Annotated in this window: 16 protein-coding genes and 5 pseudogenes; 16 read left to right on the top strand and 5 right to left on the bottom strand. The window is 62.9% G+C overall.

Features of this window, described 5'->3' with window-relative positions:
- Positions 1 to 93: 93 nt before the first annotated feature.
- The 3 genes from V5B44_RS10220 to V5B44_RS10210 all read right to left on the bottom strand — a co-directional run bounded on the left by V5B44_RS10220 (position 94) and on the right by V5B44_RS10210 (position 3,498).
- Positions 94 to 2,205 (bottom strand): alkyl/aryl-sulfatase, encoded by a 2,112-nt coding sequence (locus V5B44_RS10220; protein WP_332358934.1) that lies wholly within the window; start codon positions 2,203 to 2,205, stop codon positions 94 to 96.
- Positions 2,206 to 2,608: 403 nt separating this feature from the next.
- Complete coding sequence (locus V5B44_RS10215; RefSeq protein ID WP_332358933.1) at positions 2,609 to 3,034, bottom strand: YeeE/YedE family protein; 426 nt, start codon at positions 3,032 to 3,034, stop codon at positions 2,609 to 2,611.
- The gene (locus V5B44_RS10210) at positions 3,031 to 3,498 is read right to left on the bottom strand and encodes a YeeE/YedE family protein (RefSeq protein WP_332358932.1); all 468 of its coding nucleotides are present in this window, start codon (positions 3,496 to 3,498) and stop codon (positions 3,031 to 3,033) included. Before V5B44_RS10210 ends, V5B44_RS10215 begins: the two co-directional genes overlap by 4 nt.
- 417 nt (positions 3,499 to 3,915) lie before the next feature.
- Here V5B44_RS10210 and V5B44_RS10205 point away from each other — a divergent pair, with 417 nt between their 5' ends.
- Both V5B44_RS10205 and V5B44_RS10200 read left to right on the top strand, forming a co-directional pair.
- Complete coding sequence (locus V5B44_RS10205) at positions 3,916 to 4,122, top strand: hypothetical protein (protein ID WP_332358931.1); 207 nt, start codon at positions 3,916 to 3,918, stop codon at positions 4,120 to 4,122.
- The gene (locus V5B44_RS10200; protein WP_332358930.1) at positions 4,119 to 7,973 is read left to right on the top strand and encodes an AsmA family protein; all 3,855 of its coding nucleotides are present in this window, start codon (positions 4,119 to 4,121) and stop codon (positions 7,971 to 7,973) included. Before V5B44_RS10205 ends, V5B44_RS10200 begins: the two co-directional genes overlap by 4 nt.
- On the opposite strand, the gene V5B44_RS10195 is transcribed toward V5B44_RS10200, so the two are convergent.
- The gene (locus tag V5B44_RS10195) at positions 7,897 to 10,128 is read right to left on the bottom strand and encodes a YgiQ family radical SAM protein (RefSeq protein WP_332358929.1); all 2,232 of its coding nucleotides are present in this window, start codon (positions 10,126 to 10,128) and stop codon (positions 7,897 to 7,899) included. The genes V5B44_RS10200 and V5B44_RS10195 overlap by 77 nt on opposite strands.
- Positions 10,129 to 10,262: 134 nt before the next feature.
- Here V5B44_RS10195 and V5B44_RS10190 point away from each other — a divergent pair, with 134 nt between their 5' ends.
- The 10 genes and pseudogenes from V5B44_RS10190 to V5B44_RS10145 all read left to right on the top strand — a co-directional run bounded on the left by V5B44_RS10190 (position 10,263) and on the right by V5B44_RS10145 (position 20,648).
- Complete coding sequence (locus tag V5B44_RS10190) at positions 10,263 to 11,054, top strand: GntR family transcriptional regulator (RefSeq protein WP_332358928.1); 792 nt, start codon at positions 10,263 to 10,265, stop codon at positions 11,052 to 11,054.
- Positions 11,051 to 12,148, top strand: coding sequence for a branched-chain amino acid ABC transporter substrate-binding protein (locus tag V5B44_RS10185; protein ID WP_332358927.1), 1,098 nt, complete (start codon positions 11,051 to 11,053; stop codon positions 12,146 to 12,148). The genes V5B44_RS10190 and V5B44_RS10185 overlap by 4 nt, the downstream gene beginning before the upstream one ends.
- 163 nt (positions 12,149 to 12,311) lie before the next feature.
- On the top strand, positions 12,312 to 15,455 hold the full coding sequence (gene putA, locus V5B44_RS10180; RefSeq protein ID WP_332358926.1) for a bifunctional proline dehydrogenase/L-glutamate gamma-semialdehyde dehydrogenase PutA: 3,144 nt from the start codon (positions 12,312 to 12,314) through the stop codon (positions 15,453 to 15,455).
- Between the two features lie 13 nt (positions 15,456 to 15,468).
- Positions 15,469 to 15,726: a DUF4160 domain-containing protein gene (locus V5B44_RS10175; protein WP_332358925.1), complete on the top strand. Its 258-nt coding sequence runs from the start codon at positions 15,469 to 15,471 to the stop codon at positions 15,724 to 15,726.
- Complete coding sequence (locus tag V5B44_RS10170; protein WP_332358924.1) at positions 15,723 to 15,995, top strand: DUF2442 domain-containing protein; 273 nt, start codon at positions 15,723 to 15,725, stop codon at positions 15,993 to 15,995. Before V5B44_RS10175 ends, V5B44_RS10170 begins: the two co-directional genes overlap by 4 nt.
- Positions 15,971 to 16,884: pseudogene (locus V5B44_RS10165) on the top strand (ABC transporter permease subunit). The gene V5B44_RS10170 and the pseudogene V5B44_RS10165 overlap by 25 nt, the downstream one beginning before the upstream one ends.
- Positions 16,884 to 18,182 (top strand): annotated as a pseudogene (livM, locus tag V5B44_RS10160) (high-affinity branched-chain amino acid ABC transporter permease LivM). The pseudogenes V5B44_RS10165 and livM overlap by 1 nt, the downstream one beginning before the upstream one ends.
- Positions 18,179 to 19,017: pseudogene (locus tag V5B44_RS10155) on the top strand (ABC transporter ATP-binding protein). The pseudogenes livM and V5B44_RS10155 overlap by 4 nt, the downstream one beginning before the upstream one ends.
- Positions 19,017 to 19,742, top strand: a complete 726-nt coding sequence (locus V5B44_RS10150) for an ABC transporter ATP-binding protein (RefSeq protein WP_332359111.1) — start codon at positions 19,017 to 19,019, stop codon at positions 19,740 to 19,742. The pseudogene V5B44_RS10155 and the gene V5B44_RS10150 overlap by 1 nt, the downstream one beginning before the upstream one ends.
- A gap of 3 nt (positions 19,743 to 19,745) precedes the next feature.
- On the top strand, positions 19,746 to 20,648 hold the full coding sequence (locus V5B44_RS10145; protein ID WP_332358923.1) for a DMT family transporter: 903 nt from the start codon (positions 19,746 to 19,748) through the stop codon (positions 20,646 to 20,648).
- Between the two features lie 145 nt (positions 20,649 to 20,793).
- On the opposite strand, the pseudogene V5B44_RS10140 reads toward V5B44_RS10145, so the two are convergent.
- Positions 20,794 to 21,813, bottom strand: a pseudogene (locus tag V5B44_RS10140) (integron integrase).
- 132 nt (positions 21,814 to 21,945) lie between these two features.
- Here V5B44_RS10140 and V5B44_RS10135 point away from each other — a divergent pair.
- The 4 genes and pseudogenes from V5B44_RS10135 to V5B44_RS10120 form a co-directional block, all read left to right on the top strand.
- Complete coding sequence (locus V5B44_RS10135; protein WP_332358922.1) at positions 21,946 to 23,469, top strand: GGDEF domain-containing protein; 1,524 nt, start codon at positions 21,946 to 21,948, stop codon at positions 23,467 to 23,469.
- A gap of 70 nt (positions 23,470 to 23,539) precedes the next feature.
- On the top strand, positions 23,540 to 24,097 hold the full coding sequence (locus V5B44_RS10130; RefSeq protein WP_332358921.1) for a hypothetical protein: 558 nt from the start codon (positions 23,540 to 23,542) through the stop codon (positions 24,095 to 24,097).
- Positions 24,098 to 24,435: 338 nt separating this feature from the next.
- Positions 24,436 to 26,223: an IS1634 family transposase gene (locus V5B44_RS10125; protein WP_332358920.1), complete on the top strand. Its 1,788-nt coding sequence runs from the start codon at positions 24,436 to 24,438 to the stop codon at positions 26,221 to 26,223.
- Positions 26,148 to 26,786 (top strand): annotated as a pseudogene (locus V5B44_RS10120) (transposase); the annotation flags it as partial. The gene V5B44_RS10125 and the pseudogene V5B44_RS10120, both read left to right, overlap by 76 nt.

The raw sequence follows: 26,786 nt of genomic DNA, 5'->3' as shown, positions 1-26,786 counted from the left end.
TTGCGCATTGTGGGAGGGAAACCGGGGCAGGTCAATCCAGCACGCTTGGCGGGCCATAAACTGCGCCCGCCGCACCCCGTGGTTATGTTGCGATCAGTCGCCCGCCGAGTTCGGCGGCAACAGCTCGGGCACTTCGAAAGGCTTCCCGCCAGCTGAAGGTACTTTCGGGGCCGTGCCCGGCAATATCTCGAAGTTCGGATGGAACACCACCATCAGGCTGCGCAGTTGGTCGAATGGCTTGCGGTCGCCCTCGAACTTCGCCTTGCCGGCCTTGATCAGGTCGTCGAAGGTGCTGGCGCCCATCATCACCTGGTTGAGGTCGCTGCGGTTCAGCGTGATCGTCAGATCCGGCTTCGCCGCCTGTTCGCCCTTGATGTTGGTCAGCGTCGCATTGCTCAGTTCGATCAGGTATTTTTCGCCGTTGTCGGGTGTCACCAGGTTGATCGTGAAACGCATGCCCTCGGCCTTCCTCGGGTCCATGCTGATGCCGAGGAAGTCGAGCCACTGCTCCGTGGACATCGCGCGGATCACGTCGGGCCCGGTCGTCCTGACCGGGTTGCCGCCGGGCAGCCCGTTGCGCAGTTCATAAGCCCCTTGCAGGTAGATGTTGCGCAGGGTCGGGCTTTCCTTCTGGTAACCGAGTTGCTCGAAGGCATCCGCCAGCAGATCCTTGGCCGGCTGGTTGCGCGGTTCGGCGAAGACCAGGCGATTCAGGATTTCCGTGGCCTCGCGGTATTTGCCCTGGGCGATCAGTTGCTTGCCCTTGGCCATGATCTTGCCCGAGCCGCCCATCATCTCGACGTACAGTGGCGCCGAATCCTTCGGCGAGAGCGGCACGATGGTAGCCGGATTGCCGTCCCAGTAGCCGAGGAAGCGATTGATGACGCCGCGACTGTTGTGCTGCTCCGAGCCGTGGTAGCTGTGCGCTGGCCATTGCTTCCACAGGCTGTCGGGAAGCTTGTACACGTTCTGGATCTCGTTGACCGTCACGCCGAGGTTGGCGTAGTGCAGCGACTGGTTGTTCAGGTTGGCGTAGGTGTCGCGCTGGACGCGCATCACTTCCTGGATGCGCGCATTGCCCCAGCGCGGCCAGCTATGCGAGGCGAACATCACTTCGGCTTCCTGGCCGAATTTCCACAGCGCGTTGTTGATCTGCTTCGACCAGTTCAGCGCATTGCGCACCGGCGCGCCGCGCGGCGTGTAGACGTTGTGGATGGTGCCGGTAATGTTTTCCGCCGCCCAGAAGGCCTTGAACTGCGGGAACCAGGTGTTCATCTCGACTGGCGCCTCGGTGTCAGGAGTATTCTGGAACACCATCTTGACGCCGTCGAGCGTCACTTCCTCGAAGTCCTTGCTGATGATCAGGTTGGGCGGGATCAAACCGACATTGCCATTGGCCACGTTCTTGCCGATCGACTGGTCTGCGTGGCCGTGCGGGTCACGCGGCAGCAGCACGGCGTACGAGTACTGTGTGCGGCGCGACATGGCGTTGCCCGAAAAGACGTTCTCGGAAATCGCCTCATGGAGGAAGCCCTCGGGGGCGATGATCTTGACCTTGCCGCTTGCCACGTCGGCCTCATCGACCACGCCGCGCACGCCGCCGAAGTGGTCGATGTGCGAGTGCGAGTAGACGACGCCGACGACCGGGCGCTTGCCGAGCTTCTCGTTGATGAGTTCAAGTGCGGCGCGGGCGGTTTCCTTGGCCGTCAGCGGGTCGAAGACGATCCAGCCGGTATCGCCCTTGATGAAGCTGATGTTGGCCAGATCAAAGCCGCGTACCTGGTAGATCCTACCCGGGACGACCTCATAGAGCCCGTAGGCCATGTTGAGTACGGCCTGGCGCTGCAGTGACGGGTGGATGCTCTGGAAGTCCTTGCCCGCCAGCAACCACTGGTAGCTGCCCATGTCCCAGGCCACGTGGCCGGCATCGGCCATGATCTTCTTGTAGGGTGGCTCGGCGATGAAGCCCTTCTTGGCCTCGTCGAAGTCACGCTTGTCCTCGAACGGCAAGGTAGCGGAGATACCCTTGCGCAGCTCGATGGTGAATTTCGACGGCAGGGTGCCCTTGGGGTCGAAGTGCTGGCCTTTTTCAGCGCCAGGGTTGGCCGTGCCGCTGCCATCGCCTGCGGCGACAACAGGGGGAGCAGCAGTCGCAACCATGAGGGCGAGCGCGAAGGCTGTCCTGGATCTGACTCTTGATTTCATTGGGTAAGCTCCTGTGTTCTCAGTTTGATCAAAGCGGTCTATATACCCGCATCAACGCATCACTTCTTGGCATCCGCCTTCCTGGGTGATCTGTTACCGTCGTTAGTGACCTCGTCCAGGAAAACTCTACACGGAAATATTACCCGCTTTCCTTTTTTTTGCTCTTGAATGCCGGCAACATTCACCAAGGGTACTGTTTTGGCGAATATGGCAAACCCGCAATACCCACAACTCCGGGCACAAAAGTATCCGCGGAGCAACGCTAAAACTTCACGAAGGGACAAGCCATCCGCTCGCCAAAATTCGGTGGAACATCGTGTTTTCGGGGCAGACAGGGCCCCGACAGGTTGACGCTTCGGTGCATTGTTCCGTCTGACGCATGAATCAAGGTCAGCGCCCTGAGCTACCCGTCATTCCGGTTTCGCGACCACGCTTGTTGCAGTAGCCCGCCGCAGAGCATGGCGCCGAGAAAGACGAGCACCTCCTCGTTGCCCAGCGCCAGGCCGGCAAGCGCCGGGCCGGGACAATAGCCCGCCAGCCCCCAGCCGACGCCAAAGAGCATGGCGCCCATGAGCAGTGGCCGGTCAATCGATTTCCTGGGCAAGGCCGGAAACTCAGCCTCAAACCAGGGCTTGTCCATGCGTCGCGCAAACTGGAAGCCGATCAGCGAGACGAGGACGGCGCTACCCAGCACACCGATCAGATCCGGGCTCCAGACACCGGACCAGTCGAGGAAGCCAAGCACCTCGCCGGGATTGGTCATTCCCGACAGCATCAATCCCATGCCGAACAAAAGCCCTGCTACCAGCGCCGACAGATCCGTTTTCATGTTGGCACCCCCAGCCAGTGGCGCAACAGGCTCGCCGCGAAAATGCCGGCTGCCATGAAGACCAGAACGGCCACCAGCGAACGCGGCGACAGACGCCCAAGTCCGCAGACCCCGTGTCCACTGGTACAGCCACTGCCCTGACGGGTTCCCCAGCCAACCAGCAAGCCGGACAAGATCAATACCCAGGACCCGGGATGCGGGCGGCTGACGATGTTCAGTGAGGGAAACAGGTGCGCTACAATCCCGGCGCCCGCCACAATACCGCCGAGAAACAGCCAGCGCCACAGCCCGCCCTCTTTCAGCCCGGTGAAGAGAATGCCGCTGATGCCGGCAATTCGCCCGATCGCGTGATAGAGCAGCACCGCCGCCGCGCCGATCATCAATCCCCCCAGCATGGTAAAGAGGTGGATGCCGGCGATCTCGCCGACAAGCCAGTGCGATGCGGGATCAAGCGAGGTCAGCACGGTGTTTCCCTGGCTTCAGCGTTACGGCGGGGCAAAGCCGGGCCCGGCAAATGCACAGCCGGATTAGGAAACTGGCCAGGTCTGCAGAATCGACCGATTCGGCGAGAAGCTGGCGCAGCGGTTTGTCGCCGGCAGTCGAGAGCTGGCCGCGACTCCTCGCGCAGCCGGCCCAGGCGAATGTGCCATGCGAGCCACCGCCGTGCGGTGCAAGGCCAAGCCACAGGAGTTTGCGAGGCAGACCGGGGGGCGGGGCCGCCACCAAGGTCTTGGCAGTATCAGCGCTCATTCTTCCTCTCTCAAAGAGTCATTCAACGGACAGCGGGAAGCAGGATGGCCATTTTAAACACCTGGCGCCTCGTTGCGAGCGCTTGCTGCCCTCGACGTGCGACCACTCTTGACCTTTTCTCGAAGAGCCCCTTGAAAAAAATCTCGCCGCTGCACGTGGAGATGAGGGCAGAATATGGAGTTATCCCGGTTCTCCAGGCCGGACTTTTCGGCATTGACCGTGCTCAGGAAGGCAAGGATACTTTGGGTTACTTCGGGTCGCTCTGGATTGTCGGGTTGAAATTCCTTTCCTTTGCCGAACGCGCTCCGCATCGGCATTCGACGCGCTGGCTTCGATGATCCGCTGGCGCTGGTTCCTGGTCTCGATCAGGGCGCTCGTCGGTCTGCCGCTCGCCGTAGCGCTCGCCACCATCGTCGCGTTGTTGGTGACCGGGGTGACAATCGACGTATCGCGCTGGCGCGACGCATCCGCGGAGCGCGTGTCCACTACACTCGGTCGCACGGTCACCCTGGAGGGGCCTTTCGAGCTGTCGCTGGGCCGCGCGGCGGAGCTGCGCATCGGCGGCGTGCGCATCCTCAACCCGTCAGGATTCGCGGCGGAGGCGTTCCTTGTGCTCGCTGAGGCACGCGTACGGATTGACCTCCTCGACCTGCTCGACACCCTGCGCGGTGACTTGCACCTGCACAGCATCGAGGCCAGCGATGTTCGCCTGTGGGTCGAGCGGGCAAGCGATGGGCGAAACAACTGGGAGCCGGCGCAGCAGAGTGCGCCGGCTCCCCCTCGGGGAACGATCAGCGTCGGGCAGATCACGCTGCATCGGCTGGCCATCGACTACTACGATGCGCGCACGGCGAGGCGCCACATCGTCGACCTGGACGAGCTTTCGGCGGGCGCAAAGTGGAACGAGGCGCTACGCCTGGCTGTGCGTGGCCGCCTGGGCACTGAGTTTCCGTTCGCTCTGACGGTCGAGGGCGGGCCTCTCCGGCTGCTCCAGGAAGCATCCGGGCCATGGCCGTTCACGCTCGACTTCGCATCTCCCGGCACGCGACTGCAAGCCAGCGGCACAATCGACGCGAGCAAGGGCGAGGCACACGTCAACTTCGGCGCCGATGCGGCGGCGCTCGTGCCGGCTGGGCGGCTCCCCGATACCAGGCTGCTGCATTTTAGTGACGGCGTGCTGAATGGCACACTGGTCGCGCCGGCCGATGCCGTCGCTGAATTGCCGGACAGCACGACGACGAACGAGCTTACCGGGGAACTCACGCTCGCTTTCGGCGGCGCCCGGCCACGCCTCAGCGGCGCGCTCAGCGTCGCCGCCCTCGACCTCCGCCCGTTCCTCGCCAGCGGTCAGGGCACACCGGACAAAGCGCTTGACTCCGCCGCGCTGCAGCGGCAAGTGCTGCCCCTGCGCGATCTTGTGCCGCTCGACGTCGAGGTTGATTTAAGTGTCGGCCGCTGGCTCGGGTTGCCCGTCGACATTCGTGACGCGAAGTTGGATCTGCGCGCCGACGCCAATAGCGTGCGAGTGCCAACCAGCGTCACGATGGCCAGCGCCCGATTCTCGGGTCGCCTCGACCTGGACACGGCAGCACCGACGCCGACGCTGGCGCTGCGTTTCGCAGCGAAGGAGGCCGCACTCGGCGACCTCGCGCGGGAGCTGACGGGCGCGACCGAGATTGAAGGCAGACTCGGGCACATCGACCTGCGCCTCGACGGACGTGGCGAAACCCTTGGCTCACTGGTGAGTGACCTTGAGCTTTCACTCAAGGCGGCGAACGCACACTTGAGCTACGGCAAACTGGCCGACGCACGCCCGATGGTCATCACGGTCGACACGCTCGACCTTGCGCTGCGCCGTGGCCAGCGACTGCGCGGCAGCGCGCGCGGGACGCTGCTCGGCGAGCCTGTGAAACTCTCGATGCGCGGCGGCACACTGCCCGAGATGCTGCGCGAGCTGGCAACCCCGATCGAACTCGAGATCGCGGCGGCGCCGGCGAAACTGCGCATCGAGGGCACGCTCGAGCGCCCCGACGCCGCGCGCGAAACCGCTCTGAGCTTCGCTTTTGAGGCCCGCCGCACAGGGGACCTGGCGCGCTGGCTGGGCGTCGCGCCGGCATCGAAACTGCCCCTCGCCCTGCGCGGTCGCGCGCGGATCGCCACTGACGCCTGGTACCTTGAGCAGACCAAGCTCAAGCTCGGTCGCAGCGAGCTGACGATTGATGCCAAACGCTCCCGCGTCGGCGATCGGCCGATCACCGTGGCGTCTGTGCGCGGTCCGCTGATCGATGTGCCGGAACTCGCGACCTTGCGCGCCAGCACCAGCCGGAGCAGCGACGAGCCGGTTTTTCCCGACGCCGCTGACCTTCCTGACGCTGACCTCAGCCTGGCATTGCAGCACGTACGCCTCGGCCGTACTGATCTCGAGGACGTCGCTTTCGTCGGCCGCGTCCGCGAGGCGCGTCTACTGCCGTCAGCGCTCAGCGGCACGGTCGCCGGCGTACCGTTCACGGGGCTGGTTGCGCTCAACCTGCGCGGCGACGTACCCGAAGCACGGCTCGATCTCTCCACAGGCGAAATCGACGTCGGCGCACTTCTGCGCGACATCGGCGCCGCAGAGGACATCGATGGGCGCGCGGACAAGGTGCAGCTCACCCTGCGCGGGCGCGGCAAGACCCTGCGCGAGCTCGCCAGGCTCTCTTCATTCGAGGCGCGCGTGATCGGCGGGCGCCTCAGCGTCCTCGGTGCGCTGCAACGTCCGGTCACCGAGTTCGGCGTTACCGAGGCCAGGATAGGTGCCCTGCCGGGCGAGCCGATCCGGGTTGCCCTCAACGGCACGCTCGACGAGACTGCGCTCGATATCAGGCTCAGCAGCGGACGACTCGTGGACATGCTGCGCGATGCGACGCATCTGCCCTTCTCACTGGTGGCGCAGGCAGCGGGGGCACGCCTGACGCTGGAGGGCGAGGTGGCACTGCCGCTCGGGCGCTCCGGTCAGATTACCTTCGAGATGAGCGGCGAGCGGCTCGACTCGCTCAGCGAACTGGCGCGGGTTGAACTCCCGGCGTGGGGTCCCTGGTCGCTGCGCGGCCCGCTGCGCATGACGCCGACCGGCTACGAACTGCAGGGGCTCTTGTTGAGCGTCGGGGAAAACCGACTCGAGGGAACGGGCACGCTCGACATGAGTGGAGCACGGCCGCGGCTCGACGTGCGGGTGAACGCGCCCAGCATTCAACTCGATGACTTCCCTCTGCCGGAACGTCTTGCCGAGGAAACGCCCAGGGCAAGCAGGGCCGAAGCCCTGCGCCTGACGGCAAGCAAGGTAGTCGGGCAGACCGAGCGCCTGCTGGGCGCCGGATTCCTGCGCCGGCTCGATGCCTACCTCGATGTGGAAGTACAGGAGGTGCTTTCCGGAAGCGACCGGCTTGCCGACGGTTCCCTGCGCGTCCAGGTTGTCGACGGGCGTCTGTTCCTCGGCCCGGCCATGGTCAATATCCCTGGAGGAACCCTGCGGCTCGCCGTTGCCTACGACCCGACCTTGTCCGAGATCGAGCTGGCCGCAGGCGCTTACGTCGAGCGCTTCGATTACGGCATCATTGCCCGCCGCCTGAGCCGGAAGGACGACACCAGAGGACTCTTCAGCATGAATCTGGAGTTTTCGGGCCGGGCACCGTCACTGAATACGATCATGCACCACGCCAACGGAAGAGTTGACTTTGCCGTTTGGCCGACGGAACTGCGCACTGGCATCTTCAGTCTGTGGTCGGTGAATCTCGTGCTTTCGCTGGTGCCCCTGATTGATCCAGGCGGGGACGCCCACCTGAACTGTGTCGTTGGCCGCTTCGACCTCAAGGACGGCAAGCTGCCCGACGACAAGATGATTATCGATACGACCCGGGTGCGCATTCGCGGCGCGGGCAGCGCCGACCTGGCGAGCGAAAAACTGGCGTTCGTCTTTCGCCCGCGCGCAAAGGGTTTCGCTCCGTTTCGCCTGCAAACCCCGTTGCGGGCCAGCGGAACGTTCACCGACTTTCGTTTTGGCATCAAGCGACGCGACCTGCTCGAATCGATTCTGCGTCTGATCGCGTCGCCGATCCTCCTCCCGATCGAGTGGCTCACCCTGGGCCCGCTGCCGCGCGACGGCGCGGACGTATGCACGAACCCGCTGCGAGCGATTGATCGCGAGCGCTGACTGCACCCGCGCGGGCGAGGCCTCGCAGACCGGTTCCCGGCGGCTGAAAAAACGGGATCAGCTGCTTCCGCCCGTTGCCGATCAGGTCGGCGCGCCCCATCTGCTTGAGGGCCTCGCGCAGCAACGGCCAGTTCTCGGGGTCGTGATAGCGCAAAAAAGCCTTGTGCAGGCGGCGCTGACGAGCCCCGCGCACAGTTTCGACGGCTTCCGAATCGCGGTCGACCTTCTTCAGCGGGTTCCTGCGGCTGTGATACATGGCCGTGGCGATCGCCATCGGCGTCGGCAGGAAGGTCTGTACCTGATCCAGACGGAAGTTGTTGCGCTTCAGCCATAGGGCGAGATTTAGCATGTCCCGGTCGGTGGTCCCGGGATGTGCCGCGATGAAGTACGGGATCAGGTACTGCTCCTTGCCTGCCTCCCTCGAGAACTTCTCGAACATCACCTTGAACTGCTCATAGGAACTCATGCCGGGCTTCATCATGTGCGCCAGCGGGCCTTCTTCGGTGTGCTCCGGGGCGATCTTGAGATAGCCGCCGACGTGGTGCGTGACAAGCTCCCGGACGTACTGCGGATCGCGCACCGCGAGGTCGTAGCGCAGACCAGAGCTGATCAGTACCTTTTTCACCCCGGGCAGCGCCCGCGCCTTGCGGTAGAGCTGGACCAGCGGCGTGTGGTCGGTGTCGAGGTTCTCGCAGATACCGGGAAAGACGCACGACAGACGGCGACACGCCGACTCGATCTTCGCGTCCTTGCACGCCAGGCGATACATGTTCGCTGTCGGTCCGCCGAGATCTGAAATGATGCCCGTAAAACCCGGCGTCTTGTCGCGGATTTCCTCGATCTCGTGCAGGATCGACTGCTCGGAACGGCTCTGGATGATTCTCCCTTCGTGCTCGGTGATCGAGCAGAAAGTGCAGCCGCCGAAGCAGCCACGCATGATGTTGATCGAGAAGCGGATCATCTCGAAGGCCGGAATCCTGGCCTCGCCATACGACGGATGCGGCCGGCGCTGGAAAGGTGAGGCGAAGACGCCATCCATCTCCGGCGTCGTCAGCGGGATGGGCGGCGGGTTGAGCCAGACGTCGCGCTCGCCGTGCGCCTGGACCAGCGCACGGGCATTGCCCGGGTTCGATTCGAGATGGAAGACGCGCGAAGCGTGTGCGTAAAGCACCGGGTCGGCGGCGACCTGTTCGTACGACGGCAGGCGGATTGCAGTCCGCGCCCGATCAAGCCTCGGCATGCGCTGGTGCGACTGCCAGTGCATCCGGATCACCTGCCCCCGGGCCTGTCCTTCGCTGCTGGCCGCCGGTGCGGGCTTCGCCGAACAGGCCGCTTTCTGGCCACCTTCCTGGCCAGCTTCCGGGGTCATCGCGTACGGGTCGGCATGGCGAATCAGCAAGCCCGGTGTATCGACCTCGGTCGAGTCGATTTCGGCCCAATCCTCGCCCGGCAGCCAGCCGCGCGGCACCATGAAAGCGGTGCCGCGCAGATCGTGGATGCCGGCGATCGGCTCGCCGGCGGCAAGCCGATGCGCAAGTTCGACGATCGCCCGCTCGGCGCTGCCATAGATCAACAGATCGGCCTTCGAATCGGGCAACACCGAGCGACGTACCTTGTCTGACCAGTAGTCATAATGAGCAATGCGTCGCAGGCTGGCTTCGATCGAGCCGATCACCACATTGCTGCCGGGAAAGGCCTCGCGACAGCGCTGTGCATAAACGACGACCGCGCGGTCCGGCCGCCGGTCGGGCTCGCCACCGAGTGTGTAGGCATCATCGGAACGGGGCTTGCGATCGGCAGTGTAGCGATTGACCATCGAATCCATGTTGCCGGCGGTCACGCCAAAGAACAGGTTCGGCTTGCCGAGCGTCCGGAAAGCCCTGGCCGACAGCCAGTCGGGCTGGCTGATGATGCCGACGCGAAAGCCCTGCGCTTCGAGGAGACGCCCGACCAGCGCCATGCCGAAGCTCGGATGGTCGATGTAGGCGTCACCGGTGACGAGAATGATGTCGCACGAATCCCAGCCGAGTTCGTCCATTTCGGCGCGCGACATTGGCAGGAAGGGTGCCGTGCCGAAACGGCTGGCCCAGTACTTGCGGTACGAGAAGAGGTTGCGGGGGGCGCTGCCCGGAGCCGCGTTTCGGAGAGTATTCATCGGCCCGCGATTCTACAGGAAGGGGATGCCAATCACCGGCACTACGACCGAATCGCCGCGCCCCTGATCCTGGAGAAGCGGGCTTAGCGCCGGCTGCCTGCAATACCCTTGACCTCGAGTTTGGCTCCGGTTGCATGATTGCTGCACCGCAGCTTGCCAAGCGCGAATTCAGTCTGTATCGTCGCGATCAACAGCTTATATCGTATACGATCCTCGGAGTTCCCTCGCCGCCGATGCCTTCAGTTCTTGAGCTTGTCGCCGCCCAGAAGATGCCACGCCTCAGCGCGTCGGATCATGTTGCGCAGACGCTCAAGAAAGCGATTGTCGATGGCTTGCTGCCGGCCGGTGAACTACTCCGGCAGGACGAGATCGCAGCCCATTTTCACGTCAGCAAGATTCCCGTTCGCGAAGCACTCAAGCACCTCGAGGCAAAAGGCCTGGTGACCTTCCTGCGCAACCGCGGCGCCGTCGTCGCTTCTCTGTCGACTGCCGAAATCGACGAGTACATGGAAATCCGGGCGATGCTCGAAGCGCGCGCGGCGCGTCTTTCAGCGCCCCTGATCAGCGACCAGGTCATCGAGCAGGCGCGCCACCATCTTGACGAGTTCGGCGGCGCCGGCGACGCCGGCCGCTGGGGCGAACTGAACTGGCTCTTTCATTCGACGCTCTACGCGGCAGCCGGACGACCGATCCTGCTCGCCGAAATCCGTTCCCTGTACAACAAGGTCGAGCGCTATGTACGGGCGCTCCTGTCCGTTACCACCGAAATGCCCAAGACCCAGCACGAACACGCCGAGATTCTCGGCGCGTTCGTCCGCCGGGACCCCGACGCGGCGGCAGAACTCACTCGGGCGCACGTGCTCGATGCGGGTGCGTCACTTGTCACTTACCTTAACGACCACCGTAGCAGAGGAGGCAACACATGAACAAACACATTCTCGCGACCGGCTTCAGCCTGTTCGCCCTCGCCGGCAGTAACGCCTGGGCCGATCACCTGGTCGCCATTGCCGGCCCGATGACCGGTCAGTACGCGTCGGCGGGCGACCAGATCCGCAAGGGCGCGGAGATGGCGATCGCCGACATCAACGCCAAAGGCGGTGTCGTCGGCCAGAAGCTGAAGCTCGAAATCGGCGACGATGCCTGCGACCCGAAGCAGGCCGTTTCGGTCGCCAACACGATGGTCAACAAGAAGATCATCTTCATGCACGGTCACTGGTGCTCGTCCTCGACGATCCCGGCGTCCGAAGTTTACGTCGAGGCCAACATACCGGTGGTCACCGTGTCGACCAACCCCAAGGTGACCGACCGCGGCCTCAAGAACATCTTCGCCATCGCCGGTCGTGACGATCAACAGGGCCAGGTGGCCGGTGCCTACCTGGTGGAAAAGTTCAAGGGCAAGAAGATCGCCGTCGTCGATGACAAGAGTGCCTACGGCAAGGGACTGGCTGACGAAGTGGCCAAGGCGATGGAGGCCAAGGGCGTCAAACCGGCGCTGCGCGAGTCGATCACGGCCGGCGAGAAGGATTACTCCGGACTGGTCAGCAAGCTCAAATCCTCCGGCATAGAGGTCATGTCCTACGGCGGTTACCATACCGAAGTGGCGCTAATCCTGCGTCAGGCACAACAGGCCGGCCTGAAACTGACAGTGATGGGCGGCGATACCATGTCCAACACCGAGCTGGCGACTGCGGCTGGCCCGGAAGCGAACAACGTGCTCTTCACCTTCGGCCCGGACGCGCGCAAGAACCCGAGTGCTGCACCGGTCGTCAAGAAGTTCCACGACGCCAAGGTTGAGCCGGAAGGTTACGTTCTTTATGCCTACGCCGCTTTCCAGCTCTTCGACCAGGCTGCCACCAAGGCCAAGAGCACGAAGTTCGCCGACATCGAGAAAGCGCTACGCAACGGCACCTTCGACACGGTGATCGGCAAGCTGTCCTTCGACGCCAAGGGAAACAGTTCGGCGCCGGCATTCGTCGTCTACCAGTGGAAAGATGGCAAGTACGACTACGTGAAGAAGTAATCGTCCGGGCGTGTCCGCCGACGCGCGGACACGCCCGCGCCCTGCCCCGGACGCTGCAGCGGGCCCTTCAGCTTACCGCAGCGCCGACCGCCGCCGTCCGGCGGAACTGAGGTCAAACCCGCGCGACACCTGGTGTCGACGCCGAATCCAATTGGAAGGTACGATGAGCGACGCCCATACCCCTCTACTACGCCAGCGTCTGCGCGAATATCATCGGATCGACGAAGCACAGGTCGTCGAGGAACTGATCGCACTGGCCCGTTTCACTCATTCCGAGCAGCGCGGCATCCACGACCGCGCCGCGCCGCTGGTCCAAACGGTGCGTGACAGCCGCCAGAACACGGGGGGCATCGACGCTTTCCTTGCCACTTACGACCTCTCGTCGCGCGAGGGGGTCGTCCTCATGTGCCTCGCCGAGGCGTTGCTGCGCATCCCCGATGCGGTGACCGTCGATCGCCTGATTCGCGACAAGATCGGCAACACCGAATGGGAGAAACGGCTCGGCGCCTCGCACAGCACCTTTGTCAACGCCGGCACCTGGGCACTGATGCTCACCGGCCGCATCGTCAATCTTGACAACGAAGACCGCAACCTCAGCGGCACGCTCAAACGCATGGTCGCGCGCGCCGGCGAACCGGTGATCCGGCAGGCCGTGATCACCGCCATGCGCATCCTCGGCAAGCAGTTCGTCATGGGCCGCAATATCCACGAAGCGCTGGACCGTGCGCGCAGCGCCGAGAAAGCCGGTTACCGTCACTCCTACGACATGCTCGGGGAATCGGCGCGCAGCAGCGCCGACGCCCTGCGCTATTTCGAGTCCTACAGCAAGGCGATCCGGGCGATTGGCGACGCCGCGGAAGGCCGCCCGGCTTTCGAGGCGCCGTCGATCTCGATCAAGCTCTCGGCGCTGCATCCGCGCTACGAGGTTGCCAACGAGGATCGCGTTCGCCAGGAGTTGCTGCCGGCGGTCAAGGAACTGGCGGTGCGGGCCAAGGCGCGCAACGTCGGCTTCACGATTGACGCCGAGGAAGTCGATCGGCTCGAAATGTCGCTCGACCTGATCGAGGCACTCGCCACCGACCGCGAACTCGCCGGCTGGAACGGCCTGGGACTGGCGGTCCAGGCCTACCAGAAGCGTGCGCTGCCCGTCATCGACTGGCTCGCCGACCTCGCCCACCGCGCCAACCGGCGGCTGATGGTCCGCCTGTGCAAGGGCGCCTACTGGGATGCCGAGATCAAGCTGGCGCAGGAACGTGGTCTCAGCGACTACCCGGTGTTCACCCGCAAGGTGTCGAGCGACCTGTCGTACCTCGCCTGCGCCAGACGCCTGTTCGCTGACCCGGCGGCTTTCTACCCGGCGTTCGCGACGCACAACGCGCACACGCTGGCCGCCGTCGCCGAGATCGCGATCAGCGCCGGCGGCAGCGACGAATGGGAATACCAGCGCCTGCACGGCATGGGCGAAGAACTTTACGACCAGATCGTCGGTGAAGACCGCTGGGGCCGCGCCTGCCGGGTCTACGCACCGGTCGGCAGCCACGAAGACCTGCTGGCCTACCTGGTGCGTCGCCTGCTGGAGAACGGCGCCAACTCGTCGTTCGTCAATCGCATCGCCGACGCCACCCTGCCAATCGACGACCTGATCGCCGATCCGGTAGAAAAAGCCGCCGCCCTGGCGGTCAAGCGCCAGGTACGCATCCCCTTGCCGCGCAACCTCTTCGGCGCTGAGCGCGCCAACAGCGAAGGACTGGACATGAACGACAAACCGACTCTCGAAAACCTGCGCAGCGCCATCGAGCAGAGCGCCCGCGTCAGCTACGTCGCCGCACCGCTGATCGGCGGCAGGCAGCGCAGCGGCAGCAGCAAGCCCGTTCGTTCGCCTGCCGACCAGCGCGAGGTCGTCGGTCAGGTGACCGAGGCCAGCGTTGCCGACGTCGCTGCGGCCATGGCCGCGGCGCAGGCAGCCTTCCCGGCCTGGGAGGGAACGCCTGCCAGCGAGCGAGCGGCCGCCCTCGACGGCGCCGCCGACCGATTGCAGGGACGCCTGCCGGAACTGGTCGCGCTGATTGTCCGCGAGGGCGGCCGGACGCAGGCCGACGCGGTCTCGGAGGTACGCGAGGCGATCGATTTTTGCCGCTACTACGCCGCGCAGGCAAGGGAGAAATTCTCGCAGCCGATCCCCCTGCCCGGCCCGACCGGCGAGCGCAACAGCCTGTCGCTGCACGGCCGCGGCGTCTTCGTCTGCATCAGTCCGTGGAATTTCCCGCTGGCGATTTTTGTCGGCCAGATCGCCGCGGCACTGGCGGCCGGCAATACCGTCGTCGCCAAGCCGGCCGAGCAGACGCCACTGGTCGCCGCCCTCGCCGTCGAGCTACTCCATCACGCCGGCATCCCTGGCGGTGCGCTCGCCTTCCTGCCGGGGGATGGCCGCATCGGCGCGGCGCTGGTCGCCGCACGCGAGTGCGCCGGCGTGGCGTTCACCGGGTCTACCGAGGTCGCCCGACTCATCGCCCAGGCCCTCGCCGGCAAGGAAGGTCCGCTGGTGCCGCTGATCGCCGAAACCGGCGGCCAGAACACCCTGATCGCCGATTCGTCGGCGCTGCCCGAGCAGATCGTGCGCGACGTCGTCGCCTCGGCCTTCAACTCAGCCGGACAACGCTGCTCGGCGCTGCGGGTGCTTTTCATCCAGACCGACATCGCCGACCGGGTGTGCGAAATGCTCGCCGGTGCGATGCAGGAGCTGCGCATTGGCGACCCGGCGGACCTGCGCACCGACGTCGGCCCGGTCATCGACGAGGCAGCACGCGGCGTGCTGCAGGCGCATGCGCGCTGGCTCGACAGTTTTGCCACGCCGATCTCCACCTGCCCGCTCGACGAGGAAGCGACGCGCCACGGCACCTTCTTTGCCCCGCGTGCCTATGCCATCGACAGCATCGCGCGGCTCGAGCGCGAAGTCTTCGGGCCGATCCTGCACGTCGTCCGCTGGCGTGCCGAGGATCTCGACCAGGTCTGCGAGGCCAGCGCCCATACCGGCTACGGGCTGACGCTGGGCATCCACAGCCGCATCGATGAAACGATCAAGCGCATCACCGACCGCCTGCACGTCGGCAACACCTACGTCAACCGCAACATCATCGGCGCCGTCGTCGGCGTGCAGCCATTTGGTGGCGAGGGACTTTCGGGCACCGGTCCGAAGGCCGGTGGCCCGCATTATCTCTACCGATTTGCCAGCGAACGCACGGTCTCGGTTGATACTACCGCGGCCGGCGGCAATGCCGGGTTGATGGCGCTGGATGCCGGCGAGTAATGCGAGTGCCACGATGCCGACCATACTCGTCCTGTTGGGCTGGCGTTTTTTCTTCTATGCGAATGAAGGAGACGAGCCCATCCACGTGCATTGCAGAAAAGGCGGCGTGGAGTGCAAGTACTGGCTTGATGTCGACAATTTTGATATTCAAGAGGCCTATTCTTACGAAATGTCAGCACGCGACAAGAAGCAAGTACGGCAAATAATATTCCAGCATTTCGATTATATTACCGACCAATGGCGGGACTTCCAGGAAAGGCGGCAGAGGTGAATAAACATCATCAAGTCGAGAATGTATCCATAGAGAGCGGCATGTTGAGCCTCGTGGTTGACGGCAAGAGAATTCAGCGTGAACTGAAGGAAGTCTCCCCACTCCTGGCAGCGGCAAGCGAAGAAGAACAGCAGGGATTTAGAGTTTCGCCGTCGGGATATGGCATTCACTGGCCGCTGCTTGATGAAGATATCTCAATAGATGGTCTACTTGGTATCGCGCATACGCAACAAGGAGGAGGACCATGGCTCTCGCATTACAACAACTGATCAACGGCCTGACGCTGGGTGCCGTCTATGGCCTGATCGCCATCGGCTACACGATGGTCTACGGCATCATCGGCATGATCAACTTCGCGCACGGCGACATCTACATGGTCAGCGCCTTCATCGCGGTCACCGTGTTCACCCTGCTCGCCACCTTCGGCATCAGCTCGATCCCGCTGTCGCTGCTGCTGGTGCTGCTGGTCGCCGTGCTGTTCACCTCGGTCTATGGCTGGACGGTCGAACGCATCGCCTACCGGCCGCTGCGCGGTTCGAGCCGCCTGGCGCCGCTGATCTCGGCGATCGGCATGTCGATCTTCCTGCAGAACATGGTGCAACTGACGCAGGGCGCGCGCGTCAAGCCGATCGCGCCGGTGCTGGTCGGCGGCATCGACCTGCTGACCATCGACGGCTTCACGGTTCGCCTGGCGTACTCGCAGATCCTCATCGTCTTCGTCACCGTCGCCCTGATGGCCGGCTTCACCTGGCTGATCACGCGCACCTCGTTCGGTCGGCAGCAGCGCTCGTGCGAGCAGGACCGGACGATGACCGCGCTGCTCGGCATCAACGTCGACCGCACGATCTCGCTGACCTTCATGCTCGGCGCGGCGCTCGCCGCGGTCGCCGGCGTCATGGTCACGGTCTATTACGGCGTCGTCGATTTCTACATCGGCTTCGTCGCCGGCATCAAGGCCTTCACCGCCGCCGTCCTCGGCGGCATCGGCTCGCTGCCGGGGGCGATGCTCGGCGGCCTGCTGATCGGCCTGATCGAGGCGTTCTGGGCCGCCTACCTGTCGGCCGAATACAAGGACGTGGCGACCTTCAGCATCCTGATCCTGGTGCTGATGTTCCGCCCTCCGGCCTGCTCGGTCGTCCTGAAGTGGAGAAAGTCTGATGACCACGCTCGTTCTCGCCCATCAAGGCATCTCGCCGGCCGAACGTTTCAAGGACGCGCGGCGGTCTCCCTCATCGCCCTGCTGCTCGGCATTCCGATGATCGGCCTGACCACCGTCGACCAGGGCGGCGCCTGCGCATCGCCACCCGCTGGCCGACGCTGTTCGCCTTCGTCGCCGCCTGCTTTGCCGGTCGCCTGCTGCTGCGCTATGGGCTCGACCACTGGCGGCTGCGCAAGCTGGCGCGTGAGCAGGCCGTGCGCGGCGGCGGGCGCCCGCAGCCTGGCGGCCAGTCCGCTGCTGACCTGGATCGGCTGGGGCGCACTCGGCGTCTCGCTGGTGCTGCCGATCGTCTTCTCCGACAACCGCTACGTCGTCGATACCGCGACCACGGTGCTGATCTACGTCATGCTCGGCTGGGGGCTGAACGTCGTCGTCGGCCTGGCCGGCCTGCTCGATCTCGGCTACGTCGCCTTCTACGCCGTCGGCGCCTACACCTACGGCGTCCTGGCGACCCAGTTCGGCTGGACCTTCTGGCAGGCGCTGCCGGTTGCCGGCTTGATGGCGGCGGCCTTCGGCGTCCTGCTCGGCTGGCCGACGCTGCGCCTGCGCGGCGACTACCTGGCGATCGTGACGCTCGGCTTCGGCGAGATCATCCGCGTCATCCTGGTGAACTGGACCGAGCTCTCCGGTGGGCCCGAACGGCATCAGCTCGATCCCCCGCCCCTCGTTCTTCGGCCTGCCGTTCAAGCCGCCCGGCGACGATCCGACCTTCGCCTCGTTCTTCGGCCTCGAATACTCGCCGAACCAGCGGATCATCTTCCTCTACTACCTGATCCTGGCGCTGGCGCTGCTCACCAACCTGTTCGTTTCGCGCATGCGCAAGCTGCCGATCGGCCGCGCCTGGGAAGCGATGCGCGAGGACGAGATCGCCTGCAAGGCGATGGGCATCAACGCGCGCAACGTCAAGCTCTCGGCCTTTGCCATCGGCGCCATGCTCGGCGGCTTCGCCGGCGTCTTCTTCGCCGCCCGGCAGGGCTTCATCTCGCCGGAATCCTTCACCTTCAACGAGTCGGCGATCATCCTCGCGATCGTCGTCCTCGGCGGCATGGGCAGCCAGCTCGGCGTCGTCCTCGCCTCGCTGGTCCTGGTGCTGCTGCCCGAACTCGGGCGCGATTTCGCCGAATACCGGATGCTGCTCTTCGGCGCGGCGATGATCCTGATCATGGTCTGGAAACCGGGCGGCATTCTCTCGCACCGCGAACCGACGCTGCGCTACCTCGGCGGAGGCAAGCAATGAGCGCCGCCTCTCCGCTGCTCAGCGTCGAGCGCCTGACGATGCGCTTCGGCGGCCTGCTGGCGATCGACGACCTGTCGCTCGACGTCGCCGCGCGCCAGATCACCGGCGTCATCGGACCGAACGGCGCCGGCAAGACGACCTTCTTCAACTGCCTGACCGGCTTCTACAAGCCGACGATCGGCAGCGTCCGCCTCAACCACCCGCAGCGCGGCGTGATGCGCCTCGAAGAGCTGGCCAGCCACCAGGTCGCGCGCACGGCGCAGGTCGTGCGCACCTTCCAGAACATCCGCCTGTTCCCGAAGATGACCGTGCTCGAAAACCTGATCGTCGCGCAGCACAACGCCCTGCAGCACGCCTCGCGGTTCTCGCTCGCCGGCATCTCTTCGGCCTGCCCGGCTATCGCCGCGCCGAACAGGCGGCGATGGACAAGGCGGTCGGCTGGCTCAAGCGCCTGAACCTGATCGACAAGGCCGACACCGCTGCCGGCGACCTGCCCTACGGCATGCAGCGGCGGATCGAGATCGCCCGCGCGCTCTGCGTCGACCCCCTGCTGCTCTGCCTCGACGAACCGGCCGCCGGCCTCAACCCGCGCGAATCGGCCGAACTCAACGAACTGTTGAAGCATCTGGCGCGCGACGAAGGCATCGCCATCCTGCTCATCGAACACGACATGAGCGTGGTGATGAATGTCTCGGACCACATCTGCGTCCTCAACTACGGCCGCAAGATCGCCGAAGGCACGCCGCTGCAGATTCAGCGCGATCCGAACGTGATCAAGGCCTATCTCGGCGAGGAAGACGCCGACGAAGAACTGCACCCGGAGGCCGTCCAATGATGCTGCAACTGTCGGGCGTGCATGCCCACTACGGCTACATCCACGCGCTGCACGGCGTCGATATCGATGTCCAGGTCGGCGAGGTGGTGACCCTGATCGGTGCCAACGGCGCCGGCAAGTCGACGCTGATGATGTCGATCTTCGGCCAGCCGCGCGCCTCCGGCGGGCGCATCGTCTTCGACGGCGAAGACATCACCCAGCTGCCGACGCACGAGATCGCCCGCCGCGGCATCGCGCTGGTTCCCGAAGGCCGGCGCATCTTTTCGCGCATGACGGTGCTCGAGAACCTGCAGATGGGCGCCGTCCTCGGCGAGGAGATGAACTTCGCGGTCGACCTGAAGCGCATGTACCAGCTCTTCCCGATTCTCGAGGAACGCTGCCAGCAGCGCGCCGGGACGCTGTCCGGCGGCGAGCAGCAGATGCTGGCGATCGCCCGCGCGCTGATGAGCCGGCCGCAACTGCTGCTGCTCGACGAACCCTCGCTGGGCCTGGCGCCGCTGTACATCAAGAAGATCTTCCAGATCGTCCGCGAACTGAACCGCGACCACGGGATGACCATCCTGCTCGTCGAACAGAACGCCCACCACGCGCTGCGCGTCGCGCATCGTGGCTATGTCCTGCAGCATGGACAGATCATCCTCTCGGGCACCGGGCGTGAGCTGCTGGCGAATCCGGAGGTGCACGCCGCCTACCTCGCAGGCGGCCACGCCGCGACGGCCGCCTGAGGCGTGGACGGGAGCAGACCGCCGCCGCGCTGGCTCCCCTTTCTGGTCCTCGGCGTCGGGCTGCTGGCGATCTCCTTCGGCGCCATCCTGGCGCGCTTCGCGCAGGGCCATGGCCTGCCCTCGCTGACCATCGCCACCCTGCGCCTGGGCCTCGCGGCGCTGATCATCACCCCGATCGCCCTCTGGCAGTCGGGCCGGACGCTGCGCACGCTGAGCCTGCAGCAAGCCCTGCTGACCTGTGGCGCCGGCTTCTTCCTGGCGCTGCATTTCGCCACCTGGATCACCTCGCTCGAATACACCTCGGTGGCCAGCAGCACCGCGCTGGTGACCACCAACCTGCTGTGGATCGGCATCGCCTCGTTCCTGCTCTTCGGCGAAAGGCCGAGCCGCCTGATGCTCGTCGGCATCATCATCTCGCTCTCCGGCAGCCTGCTGATCTTCTGGAGCGACAGTCGCAGCAGCGCCCCCGGCAGCAATCCGCTGCTCGGCAACTTCCTCGCCATCGTCGGCAGCTGGTGTTTCTCGGCCTACCTGCTGATCGGCCGCCGCCTGCGCGCCAACCTGCCGCTGCCGGCCTATGTCTGGCTGGCCTACGGCAGCGCCGCGATCTTCCTGCTCCTCGCCTGCCAGACCAGCGGCACGCCGCTGACCGGTTACACCCACGCCGCCTACCTGGTCGCCCTGGGCATGGCGCTCGGCCCGCAGCTGCTCGGCCATACCTCGTACAACTGGTCGCTCAAGCATGTCTCGCCGACCTTCATCGCCGTCGTCACGCTCGGCGAACCAGTCGGCAGCGCGCTGCTGGCCTGGATCTTCTTCGGCGAGTCGTTTGCCCTGATGCAGGGGGTTGGTTTCGTCCTCCTGCTCGTCGGAATCTATCTGGCGGCGCGGGGTGAGGGTCAATGACCAGAGCCCAAACGCCTGACAAGGTGGGAGCAGATTCCTGCAACCGAAGACGGTAGGCGGTGTCGCCCGCGTCTGCTCGACGCGGCGGCGTCAGTACGTCGCGACCCGAGCGGCCAGGCTGCCAGCTTGCGAACACACGGTTGGTCTACGCCAGCGCGTCGAGCGGACTGCGAACGCCTCGACCGCCCCGGCTGAGCACGTGCGTGTAGATCATCGTCGTGGCCACATCCGAATGACCCAGCAGCTCCTGCACCGTGCGGATGTCGTAGCCGGTATCGAGCAGCGATGTGGCGAACGAATGGCGCATGGTATGCGGGGTGGCCAGCTTGCTGATACCGGCATGGCGTAGCGCGTGGCGCATTGCGCGCTGAATGCTCTGGGCTTCGACGTGGTGTCGGCGTACCGCCCCCGAGCGCGGGTCGACCGATCGCTTGGCGGCGACGAAGACGTACTACCACGCCCATTCGCGTCCAGCATTGGGATACTTCCTCGCCAGGGCCCAAGGCAGGTAGACTTCGCCGTAACCTGCGGCAAGGTCTTCGTCGTGCAGCGCCTTCACCCGCGCCAGATGGGTCTTCAGCGAGGCGATGAGCGTGTCGGGCAACATGGTGACCCGGTCCTTGAAACCTTTCCCCTCGCGCACGAGGATCTCGCCGCGCGCGAAGTCGACATCCTTCACCCGCAGGCGCAGACACTCCATGATGCGCATGCCCGTGCCGTAGAGCAGCCGCAGGATCAGGCCGGCGGTGCCCTCGATCAGCGTCAGCAGGCGCCCGACCTCTTCCGGCATGAGCACCACCGGCAAGCGCTTCGGAGCCTTGGCCGATTCAACGTCATCCAGCCATGGCAACTCGGTCTCCAGAACCTCCTTGTAGAGGAAGAGCAGTGCGCTCTTCGCCTGATTCTGAGTCGATGCCGAAACCCGCCCGGCGACGGCAAGGTGAGTGAGAAACGCCTCGACCTCGTGCGCCCCCATTTCACGAGGATGCCGCTTGTTGTGAAAGAGGATGAAGCGTCGCACCCAGCCGCTGTAGGCCTGCTCCGTCCGTATGCTATAGTGCTTGAACCGGATGCGGTCGCTGAGCTGATCGAGCAGCCGCCGGGGTGGTTGCGGCGCATGGGGGGCATTGACGCAATTGCCGGATTTTTTAGGGGAAGGATCCATGGCGCACCTCATTGTTTTGTCAGAGACTTTTTCGTTTACTGTAACTATGTACAGTATAGTGACGCAAAGCTTTGCGTCAAGTAGGATTGCTACTTCACGTCAGGCATTTCATCACTTACCCAGCACCAGAAAATGACTTTCGATATCAAGGCCGGCGTTAAACGACTTGCTAGGAGAGCGCTCTCGAACTCGAGTAGCGGCCTCGCAGTTAAGGCTGAAGTACATCAGTTCAATGCACTCCTCGACGAAGCGAAGAAAAGATATCCAGAAAGCATAGACCTTCAGGCTTTGCAATCACAGTCGGATGTCAGTGGAACCTGGAAAAATGTACTGACCGATTTGATTGATCGGTTGAGTGATGCTCTAGATGCAGTGGACGATGATTTATTGGGGGACTCACCAAAGCTATCGGCAAAGTTTGGGATACTCCGTGCGGAAAGCCAATTGGACAAGGATTTTTCTGAATATGCATCAGAGTCTCGCCAATTAGGCCTATTGTTCTTCGATATAGATCATTTCAAATCACTAAATACTGAATTCACGGAGACGGTCGTAGATACAGAGATATTGGAACCGTTCCAACACTTTCTTATCGATCTGTTGCATCTACGGGGGTTTGGATATTCAGTAGGTGGCGACGAATTCATCGTTCTACTTCGTAACGTAGATCAAGCCGAGACAATTGCATTTGGAGAACGACTTCTTCGTGCAACTTCAGCACACCCCTTTAAAGTAGGTTCTAAAGAGGTTCAATTTACGCTTTCCATTGGAGTTTCCTGTTACCCGCAAGATGGACAGGCCTTTAGTGATCTTCGTCGTCACGCGAATGTCGCAGAAAACACTGCTAAGAAGGACGGTCGCAATAGAGTTGTACATATGTCGCACCGGGAATCTTCGCGTACACACTCTTCCGGATTGTCCGAACCGGACACTCGAAGATCCCCATCCGATGACCATTCAAGCCAGCTACCCAAGTTTACTTCTTCAAGTGAATGCTCATTTTTTGCAGAGCGATTCGCCGGAGCATTTCCTGGCATTCGCGGTCAAACGTGGTTCTCGGGCGAAGAGGCAGTGAAACGGCTCACAATTTTGCTGAAGCCTCCGTTTCGATTTTCTTCATCAAACGGAGGAGAAGTGACGCCAATTTGGTGGTTTCGATTCGGTAACAATGCAATAGATCATTTTGAGACATTAACTAACACTTCTGTTCTGATTGACCATCAAGAGATAAACGTAAGCCGCATTTGTGCGGTTCATTCCGAAAACTACAAGAACCTATTTGTTTATTTGGAGGCTGATCCTTCACCACCTACGGGCCTTTACCCACGTACAGAAGCGGAATTTGATGAGGCTCTTAGTAACTTCGGATACGTTTGGGAAGAGTATGGGTTGTTTCGTGGCACGCATCTCGTAAGTAGAGCTGAGTATGACGATGGCAGTACAGTAATTGATGGAGCGGTTGTGCCCATGAATGGGGAGTGCTTAATTAGGACCAGATACATCTCAAAGTACAACCTGATTATCTGTGCTAACCAATCGCCTATCAACGATCACCGCTTCGATCAGCGTTTGGAGAGTTTCTTGAATCGCCTGCTAACGGGCGAGGACTGTATCTCTGAGCTCCGTGATGAAGTGAGGCGTCTACCAAATGCCTAACATTTCATTCCACCGGACCTGCGCGAAAAACCGCGCAGGCCGGTGAATTCAAACGTTATGTGTCACAACCATGGACGAGCAAATGCTGAAACAGCACCCGCAATTCTTTGATGCTCAAGCATGGGCGCGCGTTTCGCTTCGAGAGGCACCACAGTTACAACCAGCCACTCTTGAAGTGGTTTCAGGGTTTACATTCCTCTGGAATTTCTTTGAAGGAGTCACCTGCAACGGAAGTGTATCTGTTCAAAAGTTGGGCCAGGTGGCGGAGCGCATGGCGAGTTCGCCAGCACTCGCAAACGATAGCGTTGAGCATTGCCTATCTTTTTATCGCTTTCGCTATCTAAACGGCGATCAATTGCAAGAGCGTTTCTACGGCCTGAACTTTCGTACAAATGACAGGCACGAACTCGTCGAAGCCGTCCTGAGAGGCACTGAGTCCGGTCTTAACACCAAATTGCACGCCCTACTTATCATTGCATACCGCATCCGAAACAATATGTTCCACGGCTTAAAGTCCGTGCACATCTGGGATGACCAAGCACAAAATATTTCCGAGGCAACCCGCATTCTTTCAATTGCGCTGGAAGCATTGAATACTTACATCGTTGAGCGCCCTCATGCCACATAACCCGGCGCTCCACCTCGCTCCCTATGGTCGCTGGACGCTGCGCGATAAAGCCGCGCAGGAGATAAAGCAGGAGATAAAGAGCAGGAGATAAAGGGGCCAGGGTCAATTAAAGGCCCAAGTTTTCATTCAACCCGGACTGGCGCGATAAAGCCGCGCCAGCCGGTTAATTCAGACGTTAGCCGGTTATTAACACCCCATACGCATATTTCCTGTTTTTCAGGCGGGGCTCGACTCTAAGCCATTGATTTTTCTAGTCGTTGGTTTTTCTGTCGTTTTGTAGTGCCATAATCGTATGCTGTTTTGGCCGATCCCCTTGCTTTTGTTGTACGATCGTGGGCATGTTCATACGACAGACGAGAACCGGCAACAAGGCGACGGGTGAAAGCTACGTCAGCTACCGACTGGTGCGCACCGAGCGCATCGGTGGCAAGGTCCGTCAGATCACGGTGTTGAACCTCGGCCGCCACTTTCCGATCAAGCAGGAAGACTGGCCGATCCTGTGCAGCCGCCTCGAGCAGTTGCTCAATCCGCAGGCGGTGATCCTGCCTTTGGAATGTTCGGAATCGATCGAGCGCACGGCGCAGCGTTACCATGCGCAGCTGGTTGCCCGCGCACCGACGATTTCGTTGGCGGCAGAGGGTGCGGCCGGATCGGCCGGCGACCCTCGCCCGCCTGCGGACTTCCAGGAAGTCGACGTGGACTCGCTGCAGGTGACGCAACCCCGGTCGGTGGGCGTCGAACACGTCGGTCTGCATGCGGCAAGCGAGCTGGGTTTGATCGAGACGCTGAACGAACTGGGCGTCAATGGGGTGGTGCAGGCATCGATCCTGGGCAACCTGATCGGCAGAATGGGCCAGCCGGGGTCGGAACTGGCGACCTGGAACTGGTTGCAGCAGCACAGCGCGCTGGGCGAGTTGATCGACGTCGACTTCCTGTCGATGTCGCACATGGGCCTGTATCGCGCCTCGGACGTCCTGATGAAACATCGGGAGGTGATCGAGACGCGTTTGTTCCGCACGGCCCGGACGCTCTTTGAACTGCCGGAGACGGTCACCCTGTATGACCTGAGCAACACCTATTTCGAAGGCGAAGCCAAGCTAAATCGCAAGGCCAGGCGCGGGCGTTCGAAGGAGAAGCGCAGCGACTGCCCGTTGGTGACGCTCGGTCTGGTGCTCGACGGCAGCGGCTTCGTCCGGCGCTCACAGACCTTCGCCGGCAACGTTGCCGAGCCCGGCACGCTGGCGTCCATGCTGGCCGGCCTGGGGACGCCGGCGGGAGCGCTGGTGGTGATGGATGCCGGCATTGCCACCGAGACCAACGTCGCCTGGCTGGTCGAGCACGGCTATCGCTATCTGGTGGTGCGTCGCGGGGGGATGCGCCAGTTCGATGAGACCCGCGCCGTGACCATCGAGACCGCCGGCGAGGCGTGGCTACATCTTCAGAAGGAGCTGAGCCCGGATGGCCAGGAGCTTTGCCTGTATTGCCACTCGCCGACCCGGCAACTCAAGGAAGAAGCGATGCTCGCGCTATCCGGTGGGCGCTTCGAGGCCGGATTGCAGCAAATGAGCGATGGCCTGCAAAAACCGAAGAGCGAAAAAGGCCTCGACAAGCTGTTGGAACGTCTCGGCCGACTCAAGCAGAAGAGCCGCGGCGCCAGCCAGCACTACCAAGTCAATCTCGTCACCGAGGATAGCGGCAAGACGGTGACGGCGATCACCTGGCAGAAGGTGCCGGTTCCCGGCACGATGGCGACGCATCCCGGCGTCTATTGCCTGCGGACCAACGAACTCGCCTGGGATGAAGAGAAACTCTGGCGTACCTACACGATGCTGACCGACCTGGAGAGTGTGTTTCGCAGTCTGAAAAGCGAGCTCGGCTTGCGACCCATCTACCACCACAAAAGCAAAAGGGGCCAGGGTCGCTTTAACTGGCAGAACCTGCTATCCTCAACGACATGCCCCGGCGCCCCCGCATTCATCTCCCAGGTCTTCCCCTGCACGTCGTTCAGCGGGGACATAACCGCGACGCCTGCTTCTTCGCCGAGGAAGACTACCTCGCCTACCGCGAATGGCTGGGCGAGGCTTGCAAAGCCACCGGCTGCGCACTGCACGCCTACGTCCAGATGACCAACCACGTGCACCTCTTGCTGTCTCCGCCGGAGTCCGAGGCTGTCTCCCGGCTGATGATTTCGCTGGGACGGCGCTACGTGCAGTACATCAACAAGACGTACCATCGCACCGGCACCCTGTGGGACAGCCGCTACAAGTCTTCTCTGGTGCAGGCCGATACCTATCTACTTCTTTGTCAGCGCTATATCGAACTCAATCCCGTACGCGCAGCGATGGTCGATGACCCCGCGCATTATCGCTGGAGCAGTTATCGGGCGAACGGACTGGGGCAACCTGACTCATTGCTGACTCCGCATGTGGTGTATTCCAGTCTCGGGGCAAACGAGGCTGACCGGTTGGCGAACTATCGGTCCTTGTTCCGCCCGGAACTGGATACGAACGCAATCAGCGACATCCGCATGGCCTTGGATCAAGGGCAGCCGCTCGGGGATGCGCGGTTTATCGACAGTATCGAACGGGCCACTGGACAGCGGCGCGAAATTCGCCCGCGGGGTCGGCCACGGAAGGCAATGCTTGAAGAAACGGGGCCACGGGACCAGATGTCACCTGATGTGTGGTAG

It is taken from the genome of Candidatus Accumulibacter necessarius, assembly GCF_036625085.1.
The sequence above is the reverse complement of the archived record's forward strand: the minus strand, read 5'-3'. Positions and strand labels throughout refer to the sequence as shown.

Excerpts from the sequence above, each read along its gene's own strand:
- V5B44_RS10220 (WP_332358934.1), bottom strand. The coding sequence starts at position 2,205 with ATGAAATCAAGAGTCAGATCCAGGACAGCCTTCGCGCTCGCCCTCATG.
- V5B44_RS10215 (WP_332358933.1), bottom strand. The coding sequence starts at position 3,034 with ATGAAAACGGATCTGTCGGCGCTGGTAGCAGGGCTTTTGTTCGGCATG.
- V5B44_RS10200 (WP_332358930.1), top strand. The coding sequence starts at position 4,119 with ATGATCCGCTGGCGCTGGTTCCTGGTCTCGATCAGGGCGCTCGTCGGT.
- V5B44_RS10195 (WP_332358929.1), bottom strand. The coding sequence starts at position 10,128 with ATGAATACTCTCCGAAACGCGGCTCCGGGCAGCGCCCCCCGCAACCTC.
- V5B44_RS10190 (WP_332358928.1), top strand. The coding sequence starts at position 10,263 with ATGATTGCTGCACCGCAGCTTGCCAAGCGCGAATTCAGTCTGTATCGT.
- V5B44_RS10185 (WP_332358927.1), top strand. The coding sequence starts at position 11,051 with ATGAACAAACACATTCTCGCGACCGGCTTCAGCCTGTTCGCCCTCGCC.
- putA (WP_332358926.1), top strand. The coding sequence starts at position 12,312 with ATGAGCGACGCCCATACCCCTCTACTACGCCAGCGTCTGCGCGAATAT.
- V5B44_RS10175 (WP_332358925.1), top strand. The coding sequence starts at position 15,469 with ATGCCGACCATACTCGTCCTGTTGGGCTGGCGTTTTTTCTTCTATGCG.
- V5B44_RS10150 (WP_332359111.1), top strand. The coding sequence starts at position 19,017 with ATGCTGCAACTGTCGGGCGTGCATGCCCACTACGGCTACATCCACGCG.
- V5B44_RS10135 (WP_332358922.1), top strand. The coding sequence starts at position 21,946 with ATGACTTTCGATATCAAGGCCGGCGTTAAACGACTTGCTAGGAGAGCG.
- V5B44_RS10130 (WP_332358921.1), top strand. The coding sequence starts at position 23,540 with ATGGACGAGCAAATGCTGAAACAGCACCCGCAATTCTTTGATGCTCAA.
- V5B44_RS10125 (WP_332358920.1), top strand. The coding sequence starts at position 24,436 with ATGTTCATACGACAGACGAGAACCGGCAACAAGGCGACGGGTGAAAGC.